At 41.4% G+C, this 20,334-nt stretch carries 15 protein-coding genes and 2 pseudogenes; 7 read left to right on the top strand and 10 right to left on the bottom strand.

All coding sequences use genetic code 11. The features are described from left to right. The first annotated feature begins 105 nt into the window (after nucleotides 1-105). Both B4U37_RS03905 and B4U37_RS03900 read left to right on the top strand, forming a co-directional pair. Nucleotides 106-1,008 carry a TetR/AcrR family transcriptional regulator gene (locus tag B4U37_RS03905; protein WP_088017169.1) on the top strand — a complete coding sequence of 301 codons (903 nt, stop codon included), beginning with the start codon at nucleotides 106-108 and terminating at the stop codon, nucleotides 1,006-1,008. 446 nt (nucleotides 1,009-1,454) lie between these two features. Beyond that, complete coding sequence (locus B4U37_RS03900) at nucleotides 1,455-5,171, top strand: S8 family peptidase (RefSeq protein WP_088017168.1); 3,717 nt, start codon at nucleotides 1,455-1,457, stop codon at nucleotides 5,169-5,171. Between the two features lie 49 nt (nucleotides 5,172-5,220). On the opposite strand, the gene B4U37_RS03895 is transcribed toward B4U37_RS03900, so the two are convergent. Both B4U37_RS03895 and B4U37_RS03890 read right to left on the bottom strand, forming a co-directional pair. After that, nucleotides 5,221-6,471, bottom strand: a complete 1,251-nt coding sequence (locus B4U37_RS03895) for a helix-turn-helix domain-containing protein (protein ID WP_157663704.1) — start codon at nucleotides 6,469-6,471, stop codon at nucleotides 5,221-5,223. A gap of 177 nt (nucleotides 6,472-6,648) precedes the next feature. Continuing rightward, a complete protein-coding gene (locus tag B4U37_RS03890) occupies nucleotides 6,649-8,424 on the bottom strand; it encodes a M4 family metallopeptidase (protein WP_088017166.1) in 1,776 nt (591 codons plus the stop codon). A gap of 244 nt (nucleotides 8,425-8,668) precedes the next feature. Between B4U37_RS03890 and sipW the strand changes: the two genes are divergently transcribed. Continuing rightward, entirely contained in the window at nucleotides 8,669-9,214 is a 546-nt protein-coding gene (gene sipW, locus B4U37_RS03885) for a signal peptidase I SipW (RefSeq protein WP_088017165.1), read from the top strand. A gap of 82 nt (nucleotides 9,215-9,296) precedes the next feature. Beyond that, nucleotides 9,297-9,896: a TasA family protein gene (locus tag B4U37_RS03880; RefSeq protein ID WP_088017164.1), complete on the top strand. Its 600-nt coding sequence runs from the start codon at nucleotides 9,297-9,299 to the stop codon at nucleotides 9,894-9,896. Nucleotides 9,897-9,940: 44 nt separating this feature from the next. Here B4U37_RS03880 and B4U37_RS03875 read toward each other — a convergent pair whose 3' ends face one another. Then, nucleotides 9,941-11,167: a helix-turn-helix domain-containing protein gene (locus B4U37_RS03875; RefSeq protein WP_088017163.1), complete on the bottom strand. Its 1,227-nt coding sequence runs from the start codon at nucleotides 11,165-11,167 to the stop codon at nucleotides 9,941-9,943. A 129-nt stretch (nucleotides 11,168-11,296) separates the two neighbouring features. Between B4U37_RS03875 and B4U37_RS21820 the strand changes: the two genes are divergently transcribed. Then, entirely contained in the window at nucleotides 11,297-11,449 is a 153-nt protein-coding gene (locus B4U37_RS21820) for a hypothetical protein (protein ID WP_157663703.1), read from the top strand. A 130-nt stretch (nucleotides 11,450-11,579) separates the two neighbouring features. Here B4U37_RS21820 and B4U37_RS03870 read toward each other — a convergent pair. From B4U37_RS03870 to B4U37_RS03850, 5 genes and pseudogenes are all read right to left on the bottom strand, one after another. Continuing rightward, a pseudogene (locus B4U37_RS03870) lies at nucleotides 11,580-12,074 on the bottom strand (STAS domain-containing protein); the annotation flags it as partial. A 49-nt stretch (nucleotides 12,075-12,123) separates the two neighbouring features. Then, nucleotides 12,124-13,676 (bottom strand): IS3 family transposase gene (locus B4U37_RS03865; protein ID WP_088016950.1). Its coding sequence is split into 2 segments (ribosomal slippage): nucleotides 12,124-13,040 and nucleotides 13,040-13,676, totalling 1,554 coding nucleotides; the frame shifts between segments, so codons are not numbered across the junction. A 65-nt stretch (nucleotides 13,677-13,741) separates the two neighbouring features. Continuing rightward, nucleotides 13,742-14,092: pseudogene (locus tag B4U37_RS03860) on the bottom strand (STAS domain-containing protein); the annotation flags it as partial. A gap of 144 nt (nucleotides 14,093-14,236) precedes the next feature. Beyond that, complete coding sequence (locus tag B4U37_RS03855; RefSeq protein ID WP_088017161.1) at nucleotides 14,237-15,226, bottom strand: HAAS signaling domain-containing protein; 990 nt, start codon at nucleotides 15,224-15,226, stop codon at nucleotides 14,237-14,239. Beyond that, on the bottom strand, nucleotides 15,213-15,566 hold the full coding sequence (locus B4U37_RS03850) for a PadR family transcriptional regulator (protein WP_088017160.1): 354 nt from the start codon (nucleotides 15,564-15,566) through the stop codon (nucleotides 15,213-15,215). Before B4U37_RS03850 ends, B4U37_RS03855 begins: the two co-directional genes overlap by 14 nt. 162 nt (nucleotides 15,567-15,728) lie before the next feature. On the opposite strand from B4U37_RS03850, the gene B4U37_RS03845 reads away from it, so the two are divergent. Next, nucleotides 15,729-16,796 carry an AI-2E family transporter gene (locus tag B4U37_RS03845; protein ID WP_088017159.1) on the top strand — a complete coding sequence of 356 codons (1,068 nt, stop codon included), beginning with the start codon at nucleotides 15,729-15,731 and terminating at the stop codon, nucleotides 16,794-16,796. Between the two features lie 57 nt (nucleotides 16,797-16,853). Here the strand turns inward: B4U37_RS03845 and B4U37_RS03840 are convergent, their stop codons facing one another. Both B4U37_RS03840 and B4U37_RS03835 read right to left on the bottom strand, forming a co-directional pair. After that, nucleotides 16,854-17,792: an SDR family NAD(P)-dependent oxidoreductase gene (locus tag B4U37_RS03840; RefSeq protein WP_088017158.1), complete on the bottom strand. Its 939-nt coding sequence runs from the start codon at nucleotides 17,790-17,792 to the stop codon at nucleotides 16,854-16,856. Between the two features lie 51 nt (nucleotides 17,793-17,843). Continuing rightward, on the bottom strand, nucleotides 17,844-18,413 hold the full coding sequence (locus B4U37_RS03835) for a TetR/AcrR family transcriptional regulator (RefSeq protein ID WP_088017157.1): 570 nt from the start codon (nucleotides 18,411-18,413) through the stop codon (nucleotides 17,844-17,846). Between the two features lie 176 nt (nucleotides 18,414-18,589). Here B4U37_RS03835 and B4U37_RS03830 point away from each other — a divergent pair, with 176 nt between their 5' ends. Further along, on the top strand, nucleotides 18,590-20,326 hold the full coding sequence (locus B4U37_RS03830) for an ABC transporter ATP-binding protein (protein WP_088017156.1): 1,737 nt from the start codon (nucleotides 18,590-18,592) through the stop codon (nucleotides 20,324-20,326). Nucleotides 20,327-20,334: the final 8 nt, after the last annotated feature.

Genomic DNA, 20,334 nt, shown 5'->3' with positions numbered 1-20,334 from the left:
ATATTTTTCAATCTTGAAAACTTTGTCAATTTGCTATTTGTGTAAAAAAATGTTTTGGTGTACTATTATTTTTGTACCACTAGTCTATTTTAGTCAGGTGATAAAATGAAGGATCGTAAACTGCATGTTCTTACATGTGCTCATAAACTTTTTATTGAAAAAGGCTTTCAAGCGACTTCGATTCAGGACATTCTGGATGAGAGCGGGATTGCCAAAGGAACCTTATATAATTATTTTTCTTCTAAGAACGAACTTTTAATTGCGTTATTTAAAACTTTATATAAAAATATGGAAAAAGAGCGGAACGACCTCTTAATTGGACAGGACCCTTCCGACATAAACATTTTCATCAAACAGTTTGAACTTCAAATGGAGACTAATCGGGCAAATAAATTGATTTCTCTTTTTGAAGAAGTCATCTTCATTAATGATTCAGAGTTAAAGGACTTCATCCAAAAGAGTCAGCTAAGGATGCTGCGCTGGGTGCATCAACGATTCTTGGAGATCTTCGGTGAAGAAAAACGCGAATACCTCTGGGACTGTGCCATTATGTATCTTGGAATCCTGAATCACGGCATCAGATACTACACCATGACCCACGACAAGAAACTGGACATTCATAGAGTTGTGCAATACAGCGTCAATCGCTTAGTCAAGATCGTGGAGGATGTGGCGGAGTCCGGGGAGGTCCTGGTAGAAGCAGAGTCTATGGCGCGTTGGGTGCCACATGAAGGAGACAAAGAACTGCCGTTGCCACATGCTATCGCGCATGCAGTGAGCGACTTGAAAAAGAATCTATCTGGTAGTGCCGATTATGAGAAATCAGCAGAGCTGTTAGACTTTATTCAGGTGGAGTTAAGCGGGAAAAACAGCACTCCACCAAGGCGTTTCCTAGTAGAGAGCGCATTGGAAACCGTTACCAAAAGCGTCTCTATCCATTCCTCTAACCAACAGGAATGGACTACACTACAAAAATTAATAGAAAAATACTTCCACCAAAACAACTAACCCAAACTGAATACCACCATCACAGGCTGCTTCGAAGTCCAAATACTAGACTTTGAAGCAGTCCTTTTTGTGTAGCTTTAACGCATTAACGCACAGCGGGTCAGACCCCTTATACTCTCAAAACCCCAACTCTCCTCCTCCCTTTTAGTTCTTTTTTCACACTCCAAAGGTTATTCCCGGCCATTCAACCACTCTCGCGTCTCTTTTTGATAGCCCTCTAGACCCATTCAAAACACCATTTGTCAGCGAAGCCTAACAGCCCTTACAATTCAATTAACTTCGCAACACGAATTACTCACGCTCATTTTTTTCTCACACCTAAGACATTTCTTAACATCGACAGACAATTGAATCTCACTTCAGGAGGTGAATTCCCGCTCTACTCTACCTTTGGCCAACTTCTAAGAACTACATATTCTATCAAAAACAAGAACAGGAGAATGCACATGCGAAAGCTAACACTTAAGACTTTCTTTATAGCAGTCATCGCCGTTTTCATGCTTGCCACATCCCTTTTTCAAGGACAGGCGCTTGGGGCAAACACCAAATCCACAACCACTAATGAACCAACCATCATCCACGATCAACTTGGAACTGGCGAAACTAAAATCACCTTAATTACTGGGGATATTGTTCATGTAACCTCTTTGCCATCTGGACAAAGTGTCATTAATGTAGAACCTGCCGAGAACAACGGTGATGGAATTCGCGTCATCACAGTCGGTGAAGACACATATGTGTACCCAAATGCTGCGATGCCATATCTGGCAGAGGGAAAGCTTGATCACAATCTTTTCAACATTACAAAACTAGTAGAATACCAATTTGATGACACTAACAGCTCCACCGTTCCTGTCATCGTCGAATACCAAGAAACGAAAGCAAAAGCAGCTTCCACAAAAGCAGCTCCAAAAGGCGCAAAAAAACAGCGTGAACTCAAAAGTATTAACGCTGCAGCCTTAGAAACAAACAAAGATGAAGCAACAACTTTCTGGAATGATGTTCAATCCAAAAAGACAGACAAATCTAAACCAGAATCTGTACAACTTAACTATGCAATCGAAAAAATTTGGCTGGATGCTAAAGTCGAAGCTACCCTTCACGAGAGTGTGCCACAGATTGGAACGCACACTGCTTGGGAAGCAGGCTTAACAGGTGAAGGGATCAAGGTGGCCGTCCTTGATAGCGGAATAGACTCGACTCACCCTGACATTGCTCCGCAACTGGATGAAGCAATAAGTTTTGTACCTGGTGAAGAAGTCCAGGATAAAAATGGCCACGGCACACACGTAGCTTCTACGATCCTTGGAACTGGTGCTGCTTCTGAAGGCCAACATAAAGGTGTGGCCCCAGATGCTAGATTACTAGTAGGAAAAGTACTGGGCGATAACGGTTCGGGTCTTGCCTCATGGATCATCGAAGGAATGGAATGGGCAGCTCAAAATGCAGATGTTGTTAACATGAGTCTTGGCAGTACTGTCGGCAGTGACGGAACGGACCCAATGGCACAAGCAGTTAACACACTGACAGAAGAGCATGGAACATTATTCGTCATTGCAGCGGGTAATGCTGGGGCAGAAGGAAGCGTTGGCTCTCCTGGTGCTGCGGATGCTGCCCTGACGATAGGTGCGGTTGACAAAAATGATCAACTTGCCTGGTTCTCTTCCAAAGGACCGCGACTTGGTGACATGGCATTAAAACCAGATGTTTCCGCACCTGGAGTAGGAATCATGGCTGCGCGTTCTCAATACTCATCAGGCACAGGTTCTTATAAAAGTTTGAACGGTACATCCATGGCAACTCCTCACGTAGCAGGAGCAGTGGCTATTCTTTTACAACAAAATCCTGAAGCCACTCCTCAAGAATTAAAAGAAACACTAATGAATACAGCGAAAAAACTACCAAACTATCAGCCGTACCATATCGGGACTGGACGCATTGATATTGTAAAAGCGTTAAATACAGACATAAGAGCAACAGGCTCCGTTTCATTTGGTTTCTTCCAATGGCCGCATGATGAGGCAGCACCTGTAGACAAAACAGTTACGTACACAAATGAAAGTGACCAAGACATCACCCTTGATCTTGAAGCTACTTTTGCAGATGCAAACGGCAAGTCGGCTCCTGAAGGCATGCTGACACTCGCACAAACTTCTGTCACTGTTCCAGCTAATGGAACGGCTGACGTCAAAGTAACAGTAGACCCTGCACATGGAGAAAGCGGTCAACGCTACCAAGGGCACTTAACAGCAAGTTCAAATGGAGAAGCAGTGGTTCACACAACCATGGCTACAATAAAAGAAGATGAAAGATACACACTAACGTTAAATGCAACAGACCGTGACGGTTCACCTGCCCTTGCATATGTCGTCATGTTCAACGAAACGATGCTGCCAGAAGCTATTGCAGTACCAGGGACAAGAGAACTTCGCTTGAAAAAAGGCACCTATTCCGTGATGTCCATGATGGACGTGGATGTGAATACTGACCATAAAGGTGTTGCCCTTGTAGGGGAACCGGAAGTCGTACTCGATGGGCCTAAGACGGTGGAGTTGGATGCAAGAAAAGCCAACGAAATCACAGTCAAAGTTCCAAAGAAAACAGAACCGATGTATCAGCGTATGGAATATTACCAAACGATGGGAACAGGTACGGTACACAGTGTTTATTTGATGCCTGTATGGATAGATAAACTTTATGCAGCACCTACGAAAAAGACAAAGCTTGGTGAGTTTGAATTTTTAACACGCTGGCGCTTAACAAAGCCATATCTGACCATTAATTTTAAAGGCAAAGAACTTGATGAAATTGCGATGCCTGGAAGTACTCTTCTGGAAGGAAAACATAACTTAAAGGCAATCTATGCAGGAGAGGGATCACATGCTGACTACGACCGCCTGAATGCAAAAGGCAAAGTGGTTGTGGTAGATCGCAGCAAAACGATCAGTGAATCCGAACAAGCTGCTGCTGCAGTTGCAGCAGGTGCGAAACTATTGATTATCGCAAACTATGAAAATGTGGAATTCAATGCTTATGTAGGAGAAGTACCTATTACTGTTGCAGCCATCAGTAAATCAGAAGGAGACAAACTGATTAAAGCGGTTCGTTCTGGCAATGTGAAGCTTCAAGTCGAAGGAACAAAGGACTCCCCTTACGCTTATGATCTAGATTATGTCCACCAAGGCAATGTTCCGAAAAAATTAGCATACGAACCAAAAAACAGAGATCTGGCAGTTATTGAAACAAATTACAATTCCCATGTGGAAACAGATGGCGGGGAATTCCGATTTGACATGAGACCTTACACAGTTCGAGCAATCGGATTCCTATACAAGATTTCCTTCCCGACTACTAGAACGGAATATGTGTCCGCCACAAAGGATACGTACTGGTACCACCAAGCAACAGTACTAGATCAAACTTGGGAGATCCGTCAGCCTCGTGTTGTTTATGAAAAAGGGCAAAAGCTTGTAGAAAATTGGTTCTCACCAGTTGTTCGCCCTGCTTTAGGAGAAGGCTACTGGGCTCCTAAACGCCAAGGGAACTCGATGCAAATTAACGTACCGGCATGGGCAGATGCTGGTTCAGGTAATACAGGTGGAACAGACTACGATATTTCCGTTCAAAACCAAACAACCAAACTATTCAAAGGGGACACGCTTATCCGTGAAGGAAAAGGGCAAGCTGTCTATGGCTTTGGCGAATTAACGGATGAGTTGCAAGAATTCCGGGTAGTCACAGAGGCAAAACGTGATGCTGAACGATGGAATACATCTACTAGCACAAAAACAGAATGGATCTTCAAAGCAAAAGAAGAAATGGAACCATGGCAATCTCCTCTTCCATTCTATACGTTGAATTATGGTGTCGACACCGACGTGAACGGTGATGCCTTGTTAAACAGACCTACCCAGCTGAAAATTTCTGTAGAAAAAGTAAAAGATGCAATTGGCTATGGAAATGTGGACGGAGCAACCCTTGAGGTATCCTTCAATGAAGGGAAAAAATGGAAGAAAGTAAAACTGAACCGCGATGGGGATATGTTTACAGCTTCCATTACAAATCCTAAATCTGCAAAATCCGTCTCCCTAAAAGCATCCGCATGGGACGACCAAGGTAACAAGATTACACAAGAAATCATCAAAGCATACGGACTACGCTAACAAATATATGGAGCATGGTACCTTCAAAGGTTTTCATGCTCCACTTTTTTTACACAAACTGATTATTCCGCCTGAACTTATTAATCACCGGCCCAGCAAAACGGTTTGCTCTTTCCATATCATTCTTTTCCATATAATAATCAAAAAGAACGACCCCATAGTGCTCGACTAGCAACATATAACCTTTTTCCTTAAAATAAGGGAATGCTTCCTCTTCCAAGTATTCATAATACTTTTCGGTTTGATGTGACAGATAGAAATAATGCATCTTAAAAATGTGGATAAATGTTGTTGAACTTGAGGCTTTGGATAAATCCAACCCTTGTTCCACCAAGGTTAGAAGCTTTTCTTTAGAGGTCTTTCCTTCTTTGGTTAAAGCATTCACATAGCCTTCTAAGGAGCCTAAATAATTTGGATGACTCTTTTCTCTCGCATCCATTGATTTTTTATAAAATCCACTGGCTTTTTGGTATTCGGCATTTCGTAAATAGAGATAGGCAACATTATGATATAGCATCGCTTTTTGATGTTCTAGCCCGTAGTCTTCCGTCATTTCTATCAGTCTGTGGTATTCTTGACTTAAGGTAGGATGGTCTTCAGATTGTTCAAGTTGAATGACCATGAGCATTTCTGCTTCTATGATGCGGGAAAAACTCCGTATTTTAGTGAAATATTGAAGGGCTTTATTCGCATTAAAAAACGCCAAGACCCTAGAATTTAAAGAATGGTATGCATAGGCCAAATCATAATAGTACTCTTGATTGGGGTAACCTTCCAGATTAATTCCCTTCAAATATGCAAGCGCCTCCACGTAGTTGTTCTTCAAGTTTAAGTGGTAAACGCCTTTTACGTGAAGCAGCAGATTATTTTCATAAGGGGTTAAATCTGAATCCGTCCAAGCCGATATTTCCTCCATTAATCCATCCGCCATTCTCGCCTCACCAATAAATAAATAGTATCTTGCCAGAATCAGTGTGTACAGGTGATAAAAGTCCTGCATGTGTAATAGGTTGAAACCCTGGAGTTGTCGTTTGATAGATTCCACCCTAGGTTTAAGCTTTTTCACAATAGCTTCCTGCCACTCTTTCAATAGTTGTTCGATCTCCCTGTAATTCTTTATTTCCGATTCCATCTCAATTCCCAGACGCTTGCATAAAAAATCAATAGTCTCACCGGAAACCTCCGTCAGTCCCCGTTCTATCTTACTTATATGGGTACTGGAACAAATTCCATCTCCTAGATCTTTTTGCTTTAATCCCTGAAATTCTCGATAAAATTTAATAATCTTACCTTCCAGCATGCTGTCATCCCCTGTGAAAATCATATAATTTTTTTAATCCTACCACAGTTCGTTTACGGGTGACAGACAGCTTCTCCCAAATGAAACAAGTCGGACATATGACTACTAAATAAAAGACAAGTCCCCCTACTACCATTTCGTAGATTAAGGGGGACTGTCCTTTTTTATAGTTTAAGCTTAGTAAACCCCAATCGCATCATAGGCTGCCATAACCGCCTGCACTTCTAAGGATGGTGCACCGTTTCTGTCAGGATGAAGGTCTCTTGCAGCCTGGATTGCTGCTTGGCGCATTTCCGCAAAGCCAGATGATGGTGTCAGGTAAAGTGTCAGAGCACGGTAGAAAATCTTTTCAGTCCTAGCTTTTCCGATTCCATTCACCGTTACACCATAATGCGTACCGCCGTCTGTGATAAGCTGTGCGGCTTTATTGTTGATACTGGAGTTGATGTGAACCCCACCTCGGTCCAGCTCTCCTAGATAACGCTTGTCGTAATGATCTGGGTAGTATCCATCCTCTGTGTAACCACCAATGTAAACAGAACCTGGATCACTCATGGATCGCAGGGCATCCCCCTGAATTCCAGGAGTCCAAATATCCTCTCCTAGCAACCATAGGCCTTCACCAGTTTTATTTTCCGCAAATGCACCGAAGATGTCTGCAATAGACTCATTGATAGCGCCAGATTCATTTTCATAGATGAGATTCGTCGTTTTTTCGATTACTCCATGTGTCATTTCATGCGCAATAACATCAAGCCCACCTGATAGGGAGATCATTCGTTGTCCATCTCCATCTCCGTAAAGCATCTGCTTGCCATTCCACGCTGCATTGTTCCACTTGTCCCCGATATGTACAGTCGAAACAAGTTTCATTCCGTTATTATCAAGAGAATTTCTGCCATGGATATTTTTAAAGTAATCAAATGTTTTCGATGCATTAATATGGGCAGAAACGGCCGCTGGATCATAGAAGAAGTTTTTATTACTCTCGACTTCAAAGCCAGTCAAGCCAAGAAGCCCAGACAATAGGATGAAGGAAGTTTCCGGCATTCTATTGGCTTTAAACGTGTGAACGCCTTTACCACGAGTTCCATCATAAAGGAAATGTTTACTTGAGCTTGCATCTTTAACTGCATTAAATGAATGAAGCTTTCCAAAGATGTCCATCCCTTTTGCTGTTACGTCCACGTATTCAATTGGCAGTGCACGTGGAGCTGGAGTAGTCCCTCCACCTGCTAGTGGTGTGAACTTCGCATTCTCATCTTCCTCTAAGGCAGGAGTCAATGCCGCCACTGCGTCGAAGTTGTGCAGAACCTCTCCACTAGTAGCATCAACAAAGTAATGGAAATATCCAGGTGCAGGTATGGAAGTAGAAGCCTTCACTAAATAGGCTAAACGTTTTCCAGCGTCAGATGGGTAAATAATCAGTTCTGACTCTACTCCATCATAGGAGGATACTTCTCCAATTTTTGCTTCAATGCTCTCTTTTGCCACCGTTTCCGCCTCTTCTGTTGTTAACGAAGGCTCGGTTGGAATAATCGAACGGGACAGGTCCTTATTCACGTCCCCGATATAAGAAATAACATTGTTGTCTTTATCCAAGGCGATTGTCTGTTGGGAAGCATATACTGGAATTCCTTGATACATTTCCTGTGTTTTAAAATGGTACGTATTCGTTTTACTGTCTGCTTTTTCTTCGATGATTGAAAATTGCTCTGTCGCGTCTACACTAGTCACTCTTGCTTTCCCTTCAGCACCAACTTGTGATCCTAAGAAGGAGTACAGGATCTCTTGTTTGCTAAGACCTGTCGGTGCTTCCATCAGCTGTTGTTGAATCCTTACTACTTCTTCATTCGCTAACACATTCTTTGCCGGTAGAGCTAGTCCAGCAAAAGCGATGGATGCTGCGAGAACTGCAGGAACCACTTTCTTCTTCAAATGATTACTCTTCAAAACGGTTCACCTCTTCTATCAATTTTGTGCTACACCCTCTATTATTCTGACAATTCACAAAACGGTCAATTGGGTTAATTTAAGCTACTAAAAGGAGCCTTCCAACCGTTTAATAGGCCAATAGTTATGTGAAAAATCCTAATTCACCCCTCAAAATAACCCAATTTACAATATTCAGACTATTAACATATGCTAGATTCATAGCAACACGAACCCCAAGAATGCGAAAGGATGTGAAAGCCATTTGAAGATTCTACTTGCGTTGCTTTGGAAGCTGTCAAAACTAGTATCGATTCTACTATTTTGCACCCTGTTCTTTATTGTCCTTTCCGCCAAAGCATCTGGCGGGGAGCCGACCATTCTAGGTCACCAGCTGAAAGTAGTGCTATCAGGTTCCATGGAACCGACCTTTATGACAGGATCCATCATCCTTATGGAGAAGACAACCCCTTCTTCCGCTTTTAAAAAGAATGATGTGATCACATTCCGCTCCGAAGATATCCTGATCACCCATAGAATCATCGATATCAAGGATGTGAATGGCAAAGAAATCTATCAAACTAAAGGGGATAACAACAACGCCCCAGATCCTGTCTATGTTACAGAGGATCAGATTGTCGGGAAATATGCCGATTTAACAGTTCCTTATATCGGCTTCCTAGTAAATTTAGCTAGTACCAAAGAAGGCTCCACTTTTCTGTTGGTCGTACCTGGGATACTGCTAGTGGCATCTGCCGGGCTTTCGATCGTCCGTGCATTGCGGGAATTTGAGAAGGCTAAAACAGCCTGATAATTGGTTAGTACTCTTAGTTGTCACCTTGATAGTTAAGAGATTAATAATATATGAAAAAAGGAAAGAGGAGGAATTGGACATGAGCTTTACGAAAACAGTAAGCAAAGGATTATTAACGGCAGCATTAGGTTTTTCTTTAATTGGCGGGGGTACATATGCGTATTTCAGCGATACTGTAGTAACCAACAATACATTTGCAGTAGGAACATTGGACTTATCTGTTAATCCGGAAACGATTGTGAACCTTCCTAATTTAAAGCCAGGAGATCAGATTGTCCGTGAGTTTGACGTGACAAACAATGGTACCTTGGACATCTCAAAAATTCTGTTAGAAACAAACTACACAGTGAATGATGCTCAACTAAATGGGGCAGCGAATGCAGAGGACCTTGGACATCACATCAAAGTAACGATTCTTTACAATCAAGCTAATGCAAGCGTTCAAGTAGCCGAAATGACCCTTCATGAACTGCAAAATGAAACACCAGACCTAACAGCAATCGATAATTTCGTCGGTGGCGGCCAACGTCCAGACGGATTGAAGCCAGGAGAAACAGACAAGATCATTGCCTACTTCGAATTTGTTGATAATGGCGAAGATCAAAATGAATTCCAAGGCGACTCCCTAGAACTTGAATGGAAATTTAATGCCCACCAAGCAGAGGGCAGTGAGCAATAATAGATTAAAAGCCCGCACAATCTTCTGTGCGGGTTCTTTTGTCTCTAAATATACAAGGATACTTCCGTCGCTTTTTCGTGTTTATTGGTTCCTATATAATGAAGAAACAATAGCTTCCCATATCGTTTCATCAATGGTACATGTTTGCCTGAATAAAATTGGGGAAGGGCTACTTCTTCCATGAATGTATAATACGTTTCATAGTCTTCTTCCACCCGATATTTCAATAATTTAAATAAGGTAATATGTAAAGTGATCCCTCTTTCTTTTGCTTTGTTCGCCCCTTCCTTGATGAGTCGCTGAAGGACACGCTTCTTAGCAAGTTTCCCTTCCATACAACTATCAACGAAGTTATACAGTCTAACCAAGTAGCTGTTAGAATCTTCGTCCACAAGTGACAGTGCTTCTTCAAAATAAGTCTTCGCCTCCTCAAAAAATCCTCTATTGTAATATTCAAATCCAAGGTTATTCAGTAAAAGGCCTTTATTTTCCTCCAACCCATATTGCTCACAATTGCTGATCAAATCCTTATATCTCCCTACAATATAATGAAAATCACTATACAAATCACCACTCAACTGCAACAACATCAACGCTTCCGCCTTGTTCGCTTGCATGTAGTTATTCGTCTCTTGAAAATGACGCAGAGCCTTATCAACATAAAAGAAAGACATTACCTTTGAATCAATCAAATAGTAGGCCGTTCCAAGGTGAAAATAATACTCTTTATTTCCATACTCCTTTAAATCAATCTGATTTAACACACTGATTGCTTTCTGATGATCTTCACTATTTGAGGAAGCCAGATAATAAATCCCCTTCACATGAAGATATAAATTATAATCAAATGCCAGCATATTAGGGTACTCTTTTTCCACTTTACTAATAATCTCGTATGCAGACTCCAATTCATTTTGAAACAGATGATACCTTGCCATCAAAAGTTGATAGCGCGCAGCATACTTAGAGGCATGAACAATAGTCGACTCCTCCAGCCTTTCTTTCAACTGTTCAATTTCCTTTTCTCTTCGTAAAATTATCGCGTTATGCCAATCTCGCAGAAGCTTTTTAACCTGATGGAGATATGCCAATTCTTCCTGTATATCAATATTCAATCTCTCTGAAAATAAAGCAATAATCTCTTCGGAAAAAGCTGTCTTTCCCCGCTCAATTTTACTCACGTGAGTCGTCGTACAAATTCCTTCCCCCAATTGAGATTGTGTTAGTCCAGCTCGTTCCCGATAAAACCTGATAATTTCCCCTACGATCATGTTCATGTCCCCTTTTGGCAGCAATTAGCTAAAATTGTTGTATGTATAGAATTAAAGAAAACTAACCAAATTCCTCTTGGGGTTATTTTTCGGGAAATAAGTCCTGAAAATGACGCCAACCTACCTTTTTTGCTATTACTCCATGTCGAAATAAACAAAACAATAGGCGAAAAGTCGGAAGTTAAGGCGAGAAAATTGGGGGAATTGCATGAAATTCCAGACTCTCAGCTGTTCATTGGAGCAAAAGGCGAAGACTCCATCGGGGGAATAACGGTAGGTTGAGACCCCTGAAGCGTTGTGAGGAGGCTCAAACACCGTCTCGCGGAAAGCGAAGCCATTTGCGGAAATCAACAGCGTGTTTAAATAAAAAAAAGAACCCGGGAAACCCTTCATCCAGGTTCCCAGATTCTTCTTAAATTTCCTGCGCAACAAGATATTTCCTCAACGTCTGCTGCAACGTACCATGTGTCTCCGCATGCTGATGGAAAGTCACTCCCATACTGACCATCTTCCTAACAAGCTCTGCACGCAAACCAGTAAGGACCGCTTTGCACCCCATCATCGAAACCCCAGTAAGAATATCTTCAAATTTTGCAATAACGCTCTGCTCCATCGTAGTTACACCAGAGAGGTCTAAAACAAGTGTCTGTAACTTCAAGTTCGAAATCTCTATCAAGGCCTTCTCTTCAATGATGCGAATTCGATATTCATCCACATGTCCAATCAAAGGCAACACAGCAACCGACGCACTAACAGGAATAATAGGTACAGATAAATGCTCCACCAATTTCCTTTGCGAACTAATCAAATCATCCTTAAATTGGGAATAACTAAGGAAAAAGCTATTTAAGAAAAAGTCGATATTATTATTGATTTTCTTTTCTAATTCAAAGAAATCATCTTGAGAGAGATGAACTGCCCCCTGTCAAGTAGACACTCGAAATAATAAAACAAGACTAAGCGGTCTTAGCCCTGTATTCTAAAGGGCTAAGACCGTTTAAACGTTTTTGATAGCGGTCATGATTATAAAAATGAATGTACTCATCAATCGCCTCTTCAAGATCGTCGAACGTTTCATATTTCTCCAAATAATACTTCTCGCATTTCAATGTCCCCCAAAAAGACTCTATTGGACCATTATCAATACATCGTCCAACTCGGGACATACTATGAGTCATCTTTGCTGTATCAATTTTTCTTTTGAATTCAAGGTGGGTATATTGAAATCCTCGATCACTATGTAAAAGCGGCTGTTCACCATTCAACATGGCAGTTGCTTGATCCAAGGTTTTAAACACTAGCTGATTGTTATTTTTAAGTCCTAACACATAACTAATAATAGCCCCATCATATAAATCTCGAATGGCACTCAAATAAGCCTTTGTAGCCTTACCGAACTTAAACTCCGTAACGTCCGTCACCCACTTTTCATTTGGCTTTTCCGCTTGGAATTCCCGGTTTAACAAGTTTTGGGCAATATGATTAGGGGTCGCTTTTTTGTAACGGCTCTTTTTTCTTCGAATAATGCTTTGAATGCCTAAAACACGCATTAATCTATAGATACGTTTATGGTTATAAGCTTTTCCTAACTTTCGATTCAAAGTAATGGCCACTCTACGATATCCATAAATCCCCTTCACTTTTTGGAATATAGTAGAAATCTCTTTCATTAACTTTTCACTTTCCCGTTCACGTTTTGAAGGCTCGCGCTTCAACCATTTGTAATAGGCAGACCGGGCAATCTCCGCAATGTCACAGAGCATCACGATAGAAAATCCTTCTTCCTGTTCCAGTTCCTGAATAGCTAAATATTTCTCCTCATGGCGTACCTGACTTATTTTTGCCTCCTTTCGATCTCCTCTAACTTTTTTAGAAATGCGTTCTCAGCTCGCAATCGTTCATTTTCCCTTTCTAGCCTATGCATCTCTCGTTGTATTTTCTGTTCATGAGAAAGTTCCACTTCTTCCTTTTTCCTCCCACGTTTATCTCGGAGGGCTTCTTCGCCACCATTCTCATACTTTTTAACCCATTGATACACTTGTTGGTAAGAGACCTGGAAGGTCTCAGCTGCCTTATGGAAATCCATGCCGTTCTCTAGATAATAGTGCACAATCTCTATTCGTTCATTTAAGGTAGTTTTTCTTTTGTTAGTCATAGTGAATTTCCTTCCTTTTGAAGTATCCTTTAACTCTCTATGGCTATTATAATTCTTAATCCACTTTTGGAGGACAGATTTACTTGATATTTCATACTTCCTAACAAGTTCTTTTTGAGAATACCCACCGTTAAGGTATTCATGGACTACCTTCAGCTTATATTCCTTCGAATACGCTTTTGAGGTAGGGTGTAAACCTTTCTCCCCCAGACTTTCATATCTATCGATCCAATTATATATAGTGGATGGACTAACATTATTTATATGGCCTAAATCTGTAATAGTGTGCGTGCGATTTTCCCAGGCTCTTATGACATTGATTTTGACATCGAAAGAGTTAGCTTTTTTTGACATAATAAATACTCCCCTTAGCAGAAACAGATTTTTAGTTTTTTATCTGTCTACTTAAAAGGGAGCATATCAAGATACTGACCTCTTTCTTCAATGAATTTATTGATAAATTTCCATAAGGTTCTTCTAATTGCCTGGACCCATTCTAACTTGAATGATAAGGTAAGCGAATCAGAATGCTTCGCCCACGCAATCCCTTCTTGCTCAGCAAAAGCTATCACTTCCGACTCTTTCTGCTCCACCACTCGTTGAATCAAAGTTTGAGCATTTTTAAGAAGATCAATATTTCCCTTTTGCAAAATATCATTGATTTTCGATGCGACATTTACAGCCTCTGACAGCAGAGTAGCCTCGAACTCATCTTTATGGTCCTTTAGGTAACTGGTAACCTCTCCATTGCTGACAAATTTCACATTCATTAGTTAATCCCCTTTAAATATATTTATTAATTCCTACTTCTATAAAAAGCTGAATAATCCTCTTTCATTCGACAAAAAAACAAGGAAGTGTAACGTTATTTCCCAACTCCCTTGCACTCATCATATATTCTAATTGGTGAAATATCAATGTCTTGCTTTTTTAATGCCTTGATAGATATCAGAAATAGAAGAAACGAGGAATATCAATACCGCGAACCAAAAAACTAAATGAAGCTGGTGCGTAAAGCCGAACCTCTCTTGAAAATAGTCTAAGAACGCTGGATTGAACACAGTTACGTTGCTGAACACGAGAATAAACACAGCAAGGGATCCCATATGGACAAATACATTCGCCACAGCAAGCTTCATTGTCCACTGTCCAAGCCTCCATTTATACGCGACCAATCCAAGCTCCAAAAAGATTACCAATATAACCAGTGGCCAGAAGGAAAGTAATTCCGTTTGATTGAACAATGGCGTGGTAAGGGTTAGACCTTCTCCCCCTTTTGCATAGATTCCCAGGAGATTATCGGCGTTAAAATACCCCGCTACCCAAATGGCCGTCCAAATCAAACTGCCGAACAACTCAACTTTTGTAATAGCTTTTTCCTTAGGAATATATGGGACATCCTTGAGGTCTTCAGGTGTCCACTCCTTCCATTTGGACGTTATTGGATTGGTTTTATTGGATGTATCGTATCTTTCCACAATCGCAAACGTGACCGTTATCCAAAAAAATGTTTGCATCCCTGCCCCTATACTGTTCCAAGTCGCATCACCTATGATACTCAATATAGAAGAAACCACTTCCCCTTCTCCACTGAAGGAAAAAACATGACTGAATGTCACAGCTAAAAAGGAAAAAATCATCGCAATTGGAATGATCAACTTTAATAAACTAACATACACATCAAAAAATCGTGGCCCTATTAAATGCATTGGCTTATCCAGATAGCCGCTGGCAAGTTTTGCAGGATGCCCAAGCTCCGACAGTACTGCTTTAACATCTTCCTCCTTATGGTCATCTGGCAACATATCCTCAATGGTCGATCGCAATTCAAGACCGATATCCTCCCGCTGGCGTTCAGGTAGCCTCCTTGTCACCTCCTGAATATATAACTCAATCAGTTTCATTTTCTCCACTCTCCTCCCTAAGTAAAATAGATAGTTCTTGAGACGTTTTCTCCCATTCTTTTTTCAACTTCTCGAGAACCTCTTTTCCATAATCACTCAAAACATAATACCTCCGGGGCCGGCTTTCCGTTTTGTCCCAACTGCTTGTTACAAGCTCCTGCTTCTCCAAACGCCTGAGTAAAGGATATAGCGTACTTTGCTCAATAGTAATTCCACTTTTCTCAAGCAATTGGACAAGTGAATATCCATACTGAGGAGTCCTCAATTGACTTAACACCGCCAACGTCAACGTTCCCCTTCTCAATTCCGTCGTCATCGACTGCAACAATCCATCGCCCATCTGCTCACCTCTTTTCATACTATATGTCGTACAGTATGTTTTATACTATGTATCATACAGTATGAAGGTGAAAAAAGTAAATACTTTGATCCGTGTTTATTCCTGTTTAATCCAACTCTAAAAAAGGGAATAAACTACTATTACTTCAATTGGAGGGATAGCATGTGGATTAGACACCCGTTCTTTAAATATGCAACAGGTACCATTCTAGTATTACTTATTGTTTTTCTATTAAGTGAAGTTCAATTTATAGTAAATCCAATTATCAGCTTCATCACAACTCTATTCTTTCCAATTCTATTTGCCGGCTTTCTATTTTATATCTTAAAGCCTCTCGTGAATTTTCTCGCAAAGTCAAAGTATATCCCCAGGACTTTGGCTATCATTCTTGTATTCTCAGCTATTATTGGAGGAGCAGTATTAGGTGGCTTTTCTGTTGGAGGGAAAATTGAGGAGCAGGTCGTACAGTTTGCAGAAGACTTCCCAGCTTTTCTTGAAAAAAATGAAGAACAAACAAAGGAACTGATGGATGACAATAACTTCGGTCTCATTTCTTATGAGGAAGCTAAAAAGAGAGGGCTAGCCTTTTTAAAGGACCAGTCCCAGCGCATTGGAGAAAACGTATCTTCCATCATTTCCTCCATCACCAACTTTGTGACCATCCTTGTGGTCGTCCCATTCATCTTGTTCTATTTTCTAAAGGATGGCCATAAACTCTTGCCGTTTATCTTGAAAATGCTGCCGAACAAGCACCATGACGAAGGGAAGAGATTGTTGACCGATATCGACAAAACCTTATCCACCTACATTGGCGGACAAATGATTGTGGCATTGGTAAACGGCTTTCTTATGTACATAGGCTATCTCATCATCGGATTGGATTATGCGCTTGTGTTGGCCCTATTTATCGTGATTACGGCTGTCGTTCCCATTATCGGTCCTGCTTTAGGCGTACTGCCCGCAGTGATCATCGGACTGATGACAGATCCATTTATGGTCGTGAAAATATTGATACTTCTTGCAATCGTGCAACAAATTGAAGGAAATCTTGTGTCCCCGCAGATTATCGGAAACAAGCTGTCCATTCACCCTTTAACCGTCATTTTGCTTCTTCTTGCAGCAGGAAAGCTTTACGGATTTATTGGAATCCTATTGGCGGTTCCGGTGTATTCGGTGTTGAAGGTTGTGACGAAGAATCTTTATGAAGTTTACCGGCTGCGAAGGGCGTAGCTGAACACTAACTTTTTAAGGGGAATCAGACATAACAACTGATTCCCCTTTTCTAGCTTATATTTGGTTCTTCATATACCCTATGGTTTCTTCTATACCTTTTTCATATGGAGTACTGTTCCATTCTCCTAAAAACCTTGTTAGCTTTTCCCCTGATAGAATGGTAGGCTCGGCATTGATATACTGCATTTCCACTGCCTCACGCATCCCTTTTCCAGCAACAAGGGCAAAAAGCGCAAACATCGGTTTGGTGATGTAGTAAAGCTGCTTATCTTTTCCTAGTTGCTCTTTTATTATCTTTTCGAAATCCCTCGCTGTAATGGTCGACACAGCAGGGATATTCCAATTGTGTCCATAGGCATCCTCTCTTAAAGCTAATTCCACCATCACCCTTGCCCCATCTTTTGTAAAAATAAATTCTCTTTCAATATGATTTGGTCCTACAAAACCACCCTTCTTCTTTTTCAAAAGTTGTTCAAGGGTAAAGTGAATATAGGTATTCGTTGCATTTGGTCCGTAGAAGTCTGGAAAGTGGCAGATCAAAGTCGGAATGTTGGCCTGTTGAATCATTTCCCCCATTTCCTTTCGAAGCTTCCCTTTTTTGGTATGCGGTTTTTTCTCCATACACTCTTTCAGCCGACTCCCACCGCTTTTACCATATGCATAGATATTATCCACCACCGCAAGCTTTGCACCGTTCTCTATTGCTGCTTCTATGATGTTTTGGGTGACTGGCAAAAGTTTTCCCTTCCATTCTTCATATGGAAGGTTCATTGCATGAAAGATCACATCCACTCCATTGGCAGCAAGGGAAACTTGTTTCTTTTCACTAGCGTCTCCAGCTATGATCGTCACTTTTTCTTCTCTGCCAAAAAGCTCCCCGAGTCTCTCTTTTCCTCTGGCAAAAACCACCACTTCCACTCCACGACTAACAAGTTCCATCACGAGTGCGTACCCCATCCCGCCTGAAGCTCCAATTACCATTGCTTTTTTCATAAAAAATACCCCCTGATTTTTAACCACTGGTCAATAAATCTTTAAAAAATTTTACCCTAAAGCTGTTAGGATAAAATTCACATGTGATTCTGCTAACCCTTTTACTTCATCATAGTCTGCATCACACCGACAGTAATGACTGACGAAACCGTGCAACGAGAGGAAAATGGACCATGCATGTTGGATGCTTATAGATTGATTGCTCAACTCCATTATGGCTTTAGCAAACTTCTCATAAGAATCATTCGGACCTTTATTTACATAGCTTTTTACTTCTTCATCTGACAACAAAAACATCATCTCATATTGGCTTTTGTGCGTGAGGCCAAATCGGATGAATTCAAGCAAAACTTGCTTTAATTTCGTTCTGTTATCAAGGTCCTGCATCATCACATTGTCCAGCCATTGATCTAGCTCTTTAAAATCCGTTTCAATCATGGCATAAAAAAGTTCTGCTTTATTTTTGAAATGATAATAAATGGCACCATGACTATACCCTAACGCTGTTGCTATCTGCCGCATAGAAACCTGCTGATACCCTTTCTTTCGGAACAACTCGCGGGCCGCGTCCATTACCATACTTTGTGTTAATTCATTTGTTACCGCTTTTCTAGGTGACATTCCTTACTCATCCTTTTTATTGACCACTGTTTAATTAAAATATAAACCTTTGGAAATACTGTTGTCAACTGTAAAATTGGAAACATGTTCCTCAATCTGTCACAATGATAAAGGAACTAACTTGTCTTATGAACGTACAATTATCAAGCATACCTTTTTAAAGGAGATCACAATATATGGAACCAGCAAAAAATAAGAATCTGAAGAAATTCATCTCTCTCATCATGTCAACCAACATTCCCAAGGTTGCATTGACACTAGGGTTAATCGGCAGCCTTATCACCACAATGGTTGGATTAACCATCCCATTGCTCACTCAGCAACTTGTCGATGGTTTTTCCATGGAATCGCTCAGTGTTGGACTGATTGTTGCCATTGCGGCTGTCTTTATTGTCCGAGCCGTTATTGACGGACTTTCCACCTACTCCCTCGCCTATGTCGGCCAAAGCATCGTTGCCGGCCTACGCGAGAGAATGTGGTTCAAATTGATCCGCCTTCCTGTCAGTTATTTTGATAAAAAAACAAGTGGCGAATCGGTCAGCCGTGTGGTCAATGACACCGGGATTGTGAAAGATTTAATCTCCCAACACTTCCCCCAGTTCATCACAGGGATCATCACTATCATCGGGGCTGTCACGATCCTCTTTATCATGGATTGGAAAATGACCTTGCTTATGCTGATATCTGTTCCAGTCACGACGCTTGTCATGATTCCACTTGGTACAAAAATGGCGAAAATCTCCCGTGGCATGCAAGATGAAACGGCCAATTTTACCGGCAGTGTCCAGCAGACTTTAAGTGAGATCCGACTAATGAAAGCATCCAACGCGGAAACGGCAGAGGAAGCAAAGGGGCAGTCAGGTATTCGTACACTACTGACATTTGGTTTGAGGGAAGCTCGAATCTTTGCCATTATCGGACCGCTTATGTATATGGTCGTCATGCTTGTCATCGTTGTGATCATCGGCTACGGCGGAATTCGTGTTGCAGAAGGAACGATGACAACCGGTGCGCTGGTTGCATTCCTACTTTACCTGTTTCAAATTATCTTTCCGATTACATCCTTTACAATGTTTTTTACACAGTTACAGAAGGCTAAAGGGGCGACAGAACGAATCATTGATATTCTGGAAATTGAGGACGAGCCAGGACAAGAGGGATTGGCTGCGGATATTACCAATCAACCTGTTTTCGTTAAAGGTTTATCCTTTGGTTATAACGAAGACGAGCCGATTTTGCGCAATGTTTCCTTTGATGTCGAACCTGGCATGATGGTGGCTTTTGCAGGACCGAGCGGTGGCGGAAAGAGTACGCTTTTCGGATTGCTTGAACGTTTTTATGAGCCAACAGACGGAGAAATTTTTGTTGGGGCTTTGCCAATCCGCTCATTATCTATGAAAGCGTGGCGCCAGCAGATTGGTTATGTCTCTCAAGACAGCCCGATGATGGCTGGAACCATTCGGGATAATTTAACTTATGGGCTGGAAAATAAAGAATCTTTGACAGATGATCGCTTATGGGAAGTCGCCAAAATGGCTTATGCCGATCAGTTCATTCAAGAGTTCCCAAAAGGACTTGATACGGAGGTTGGTGAACGCGGAGTTATGCTATCAGGCGGGCAGCGCCAACGCATCGCGATTGCCCGTGCCTTTTTGCGAGATCCAAAAATCTTAATGATGGACGAAGCAACGGCAAGTCTGGATAGTCAATCTGAAGGAATAGTCCAGCAGGCGTTGACAAGGCTGATGGAAGGCCGAACAACATTTGTGATCGCCCATAGATTGTCTACGATTGTGAATGCGGATAAGATTATTTTTATTGAAAAAGGTGAGATCACTGGGATGGGGACTCATCAGGAGTTAGTGGAGTCGCATAAGTTGTATCGTGAGTTCGCGGAGCAACAGCTTACTTAAATAGTTGG

This window comes from Sutcliffiella horikoshii (assembly GCF_002157855.1).
GTDB lineage: Bacteria > Bacillota > Bacilli > Bacillales > Bacillaceae_I > Sutcliffiella_A > Sutcliffiella_A horikoshii_C.
Note: the sequence above shows the minus strand (reverse complement) of the source record. Positions and strands in the feature narration are given on the sequence as shown.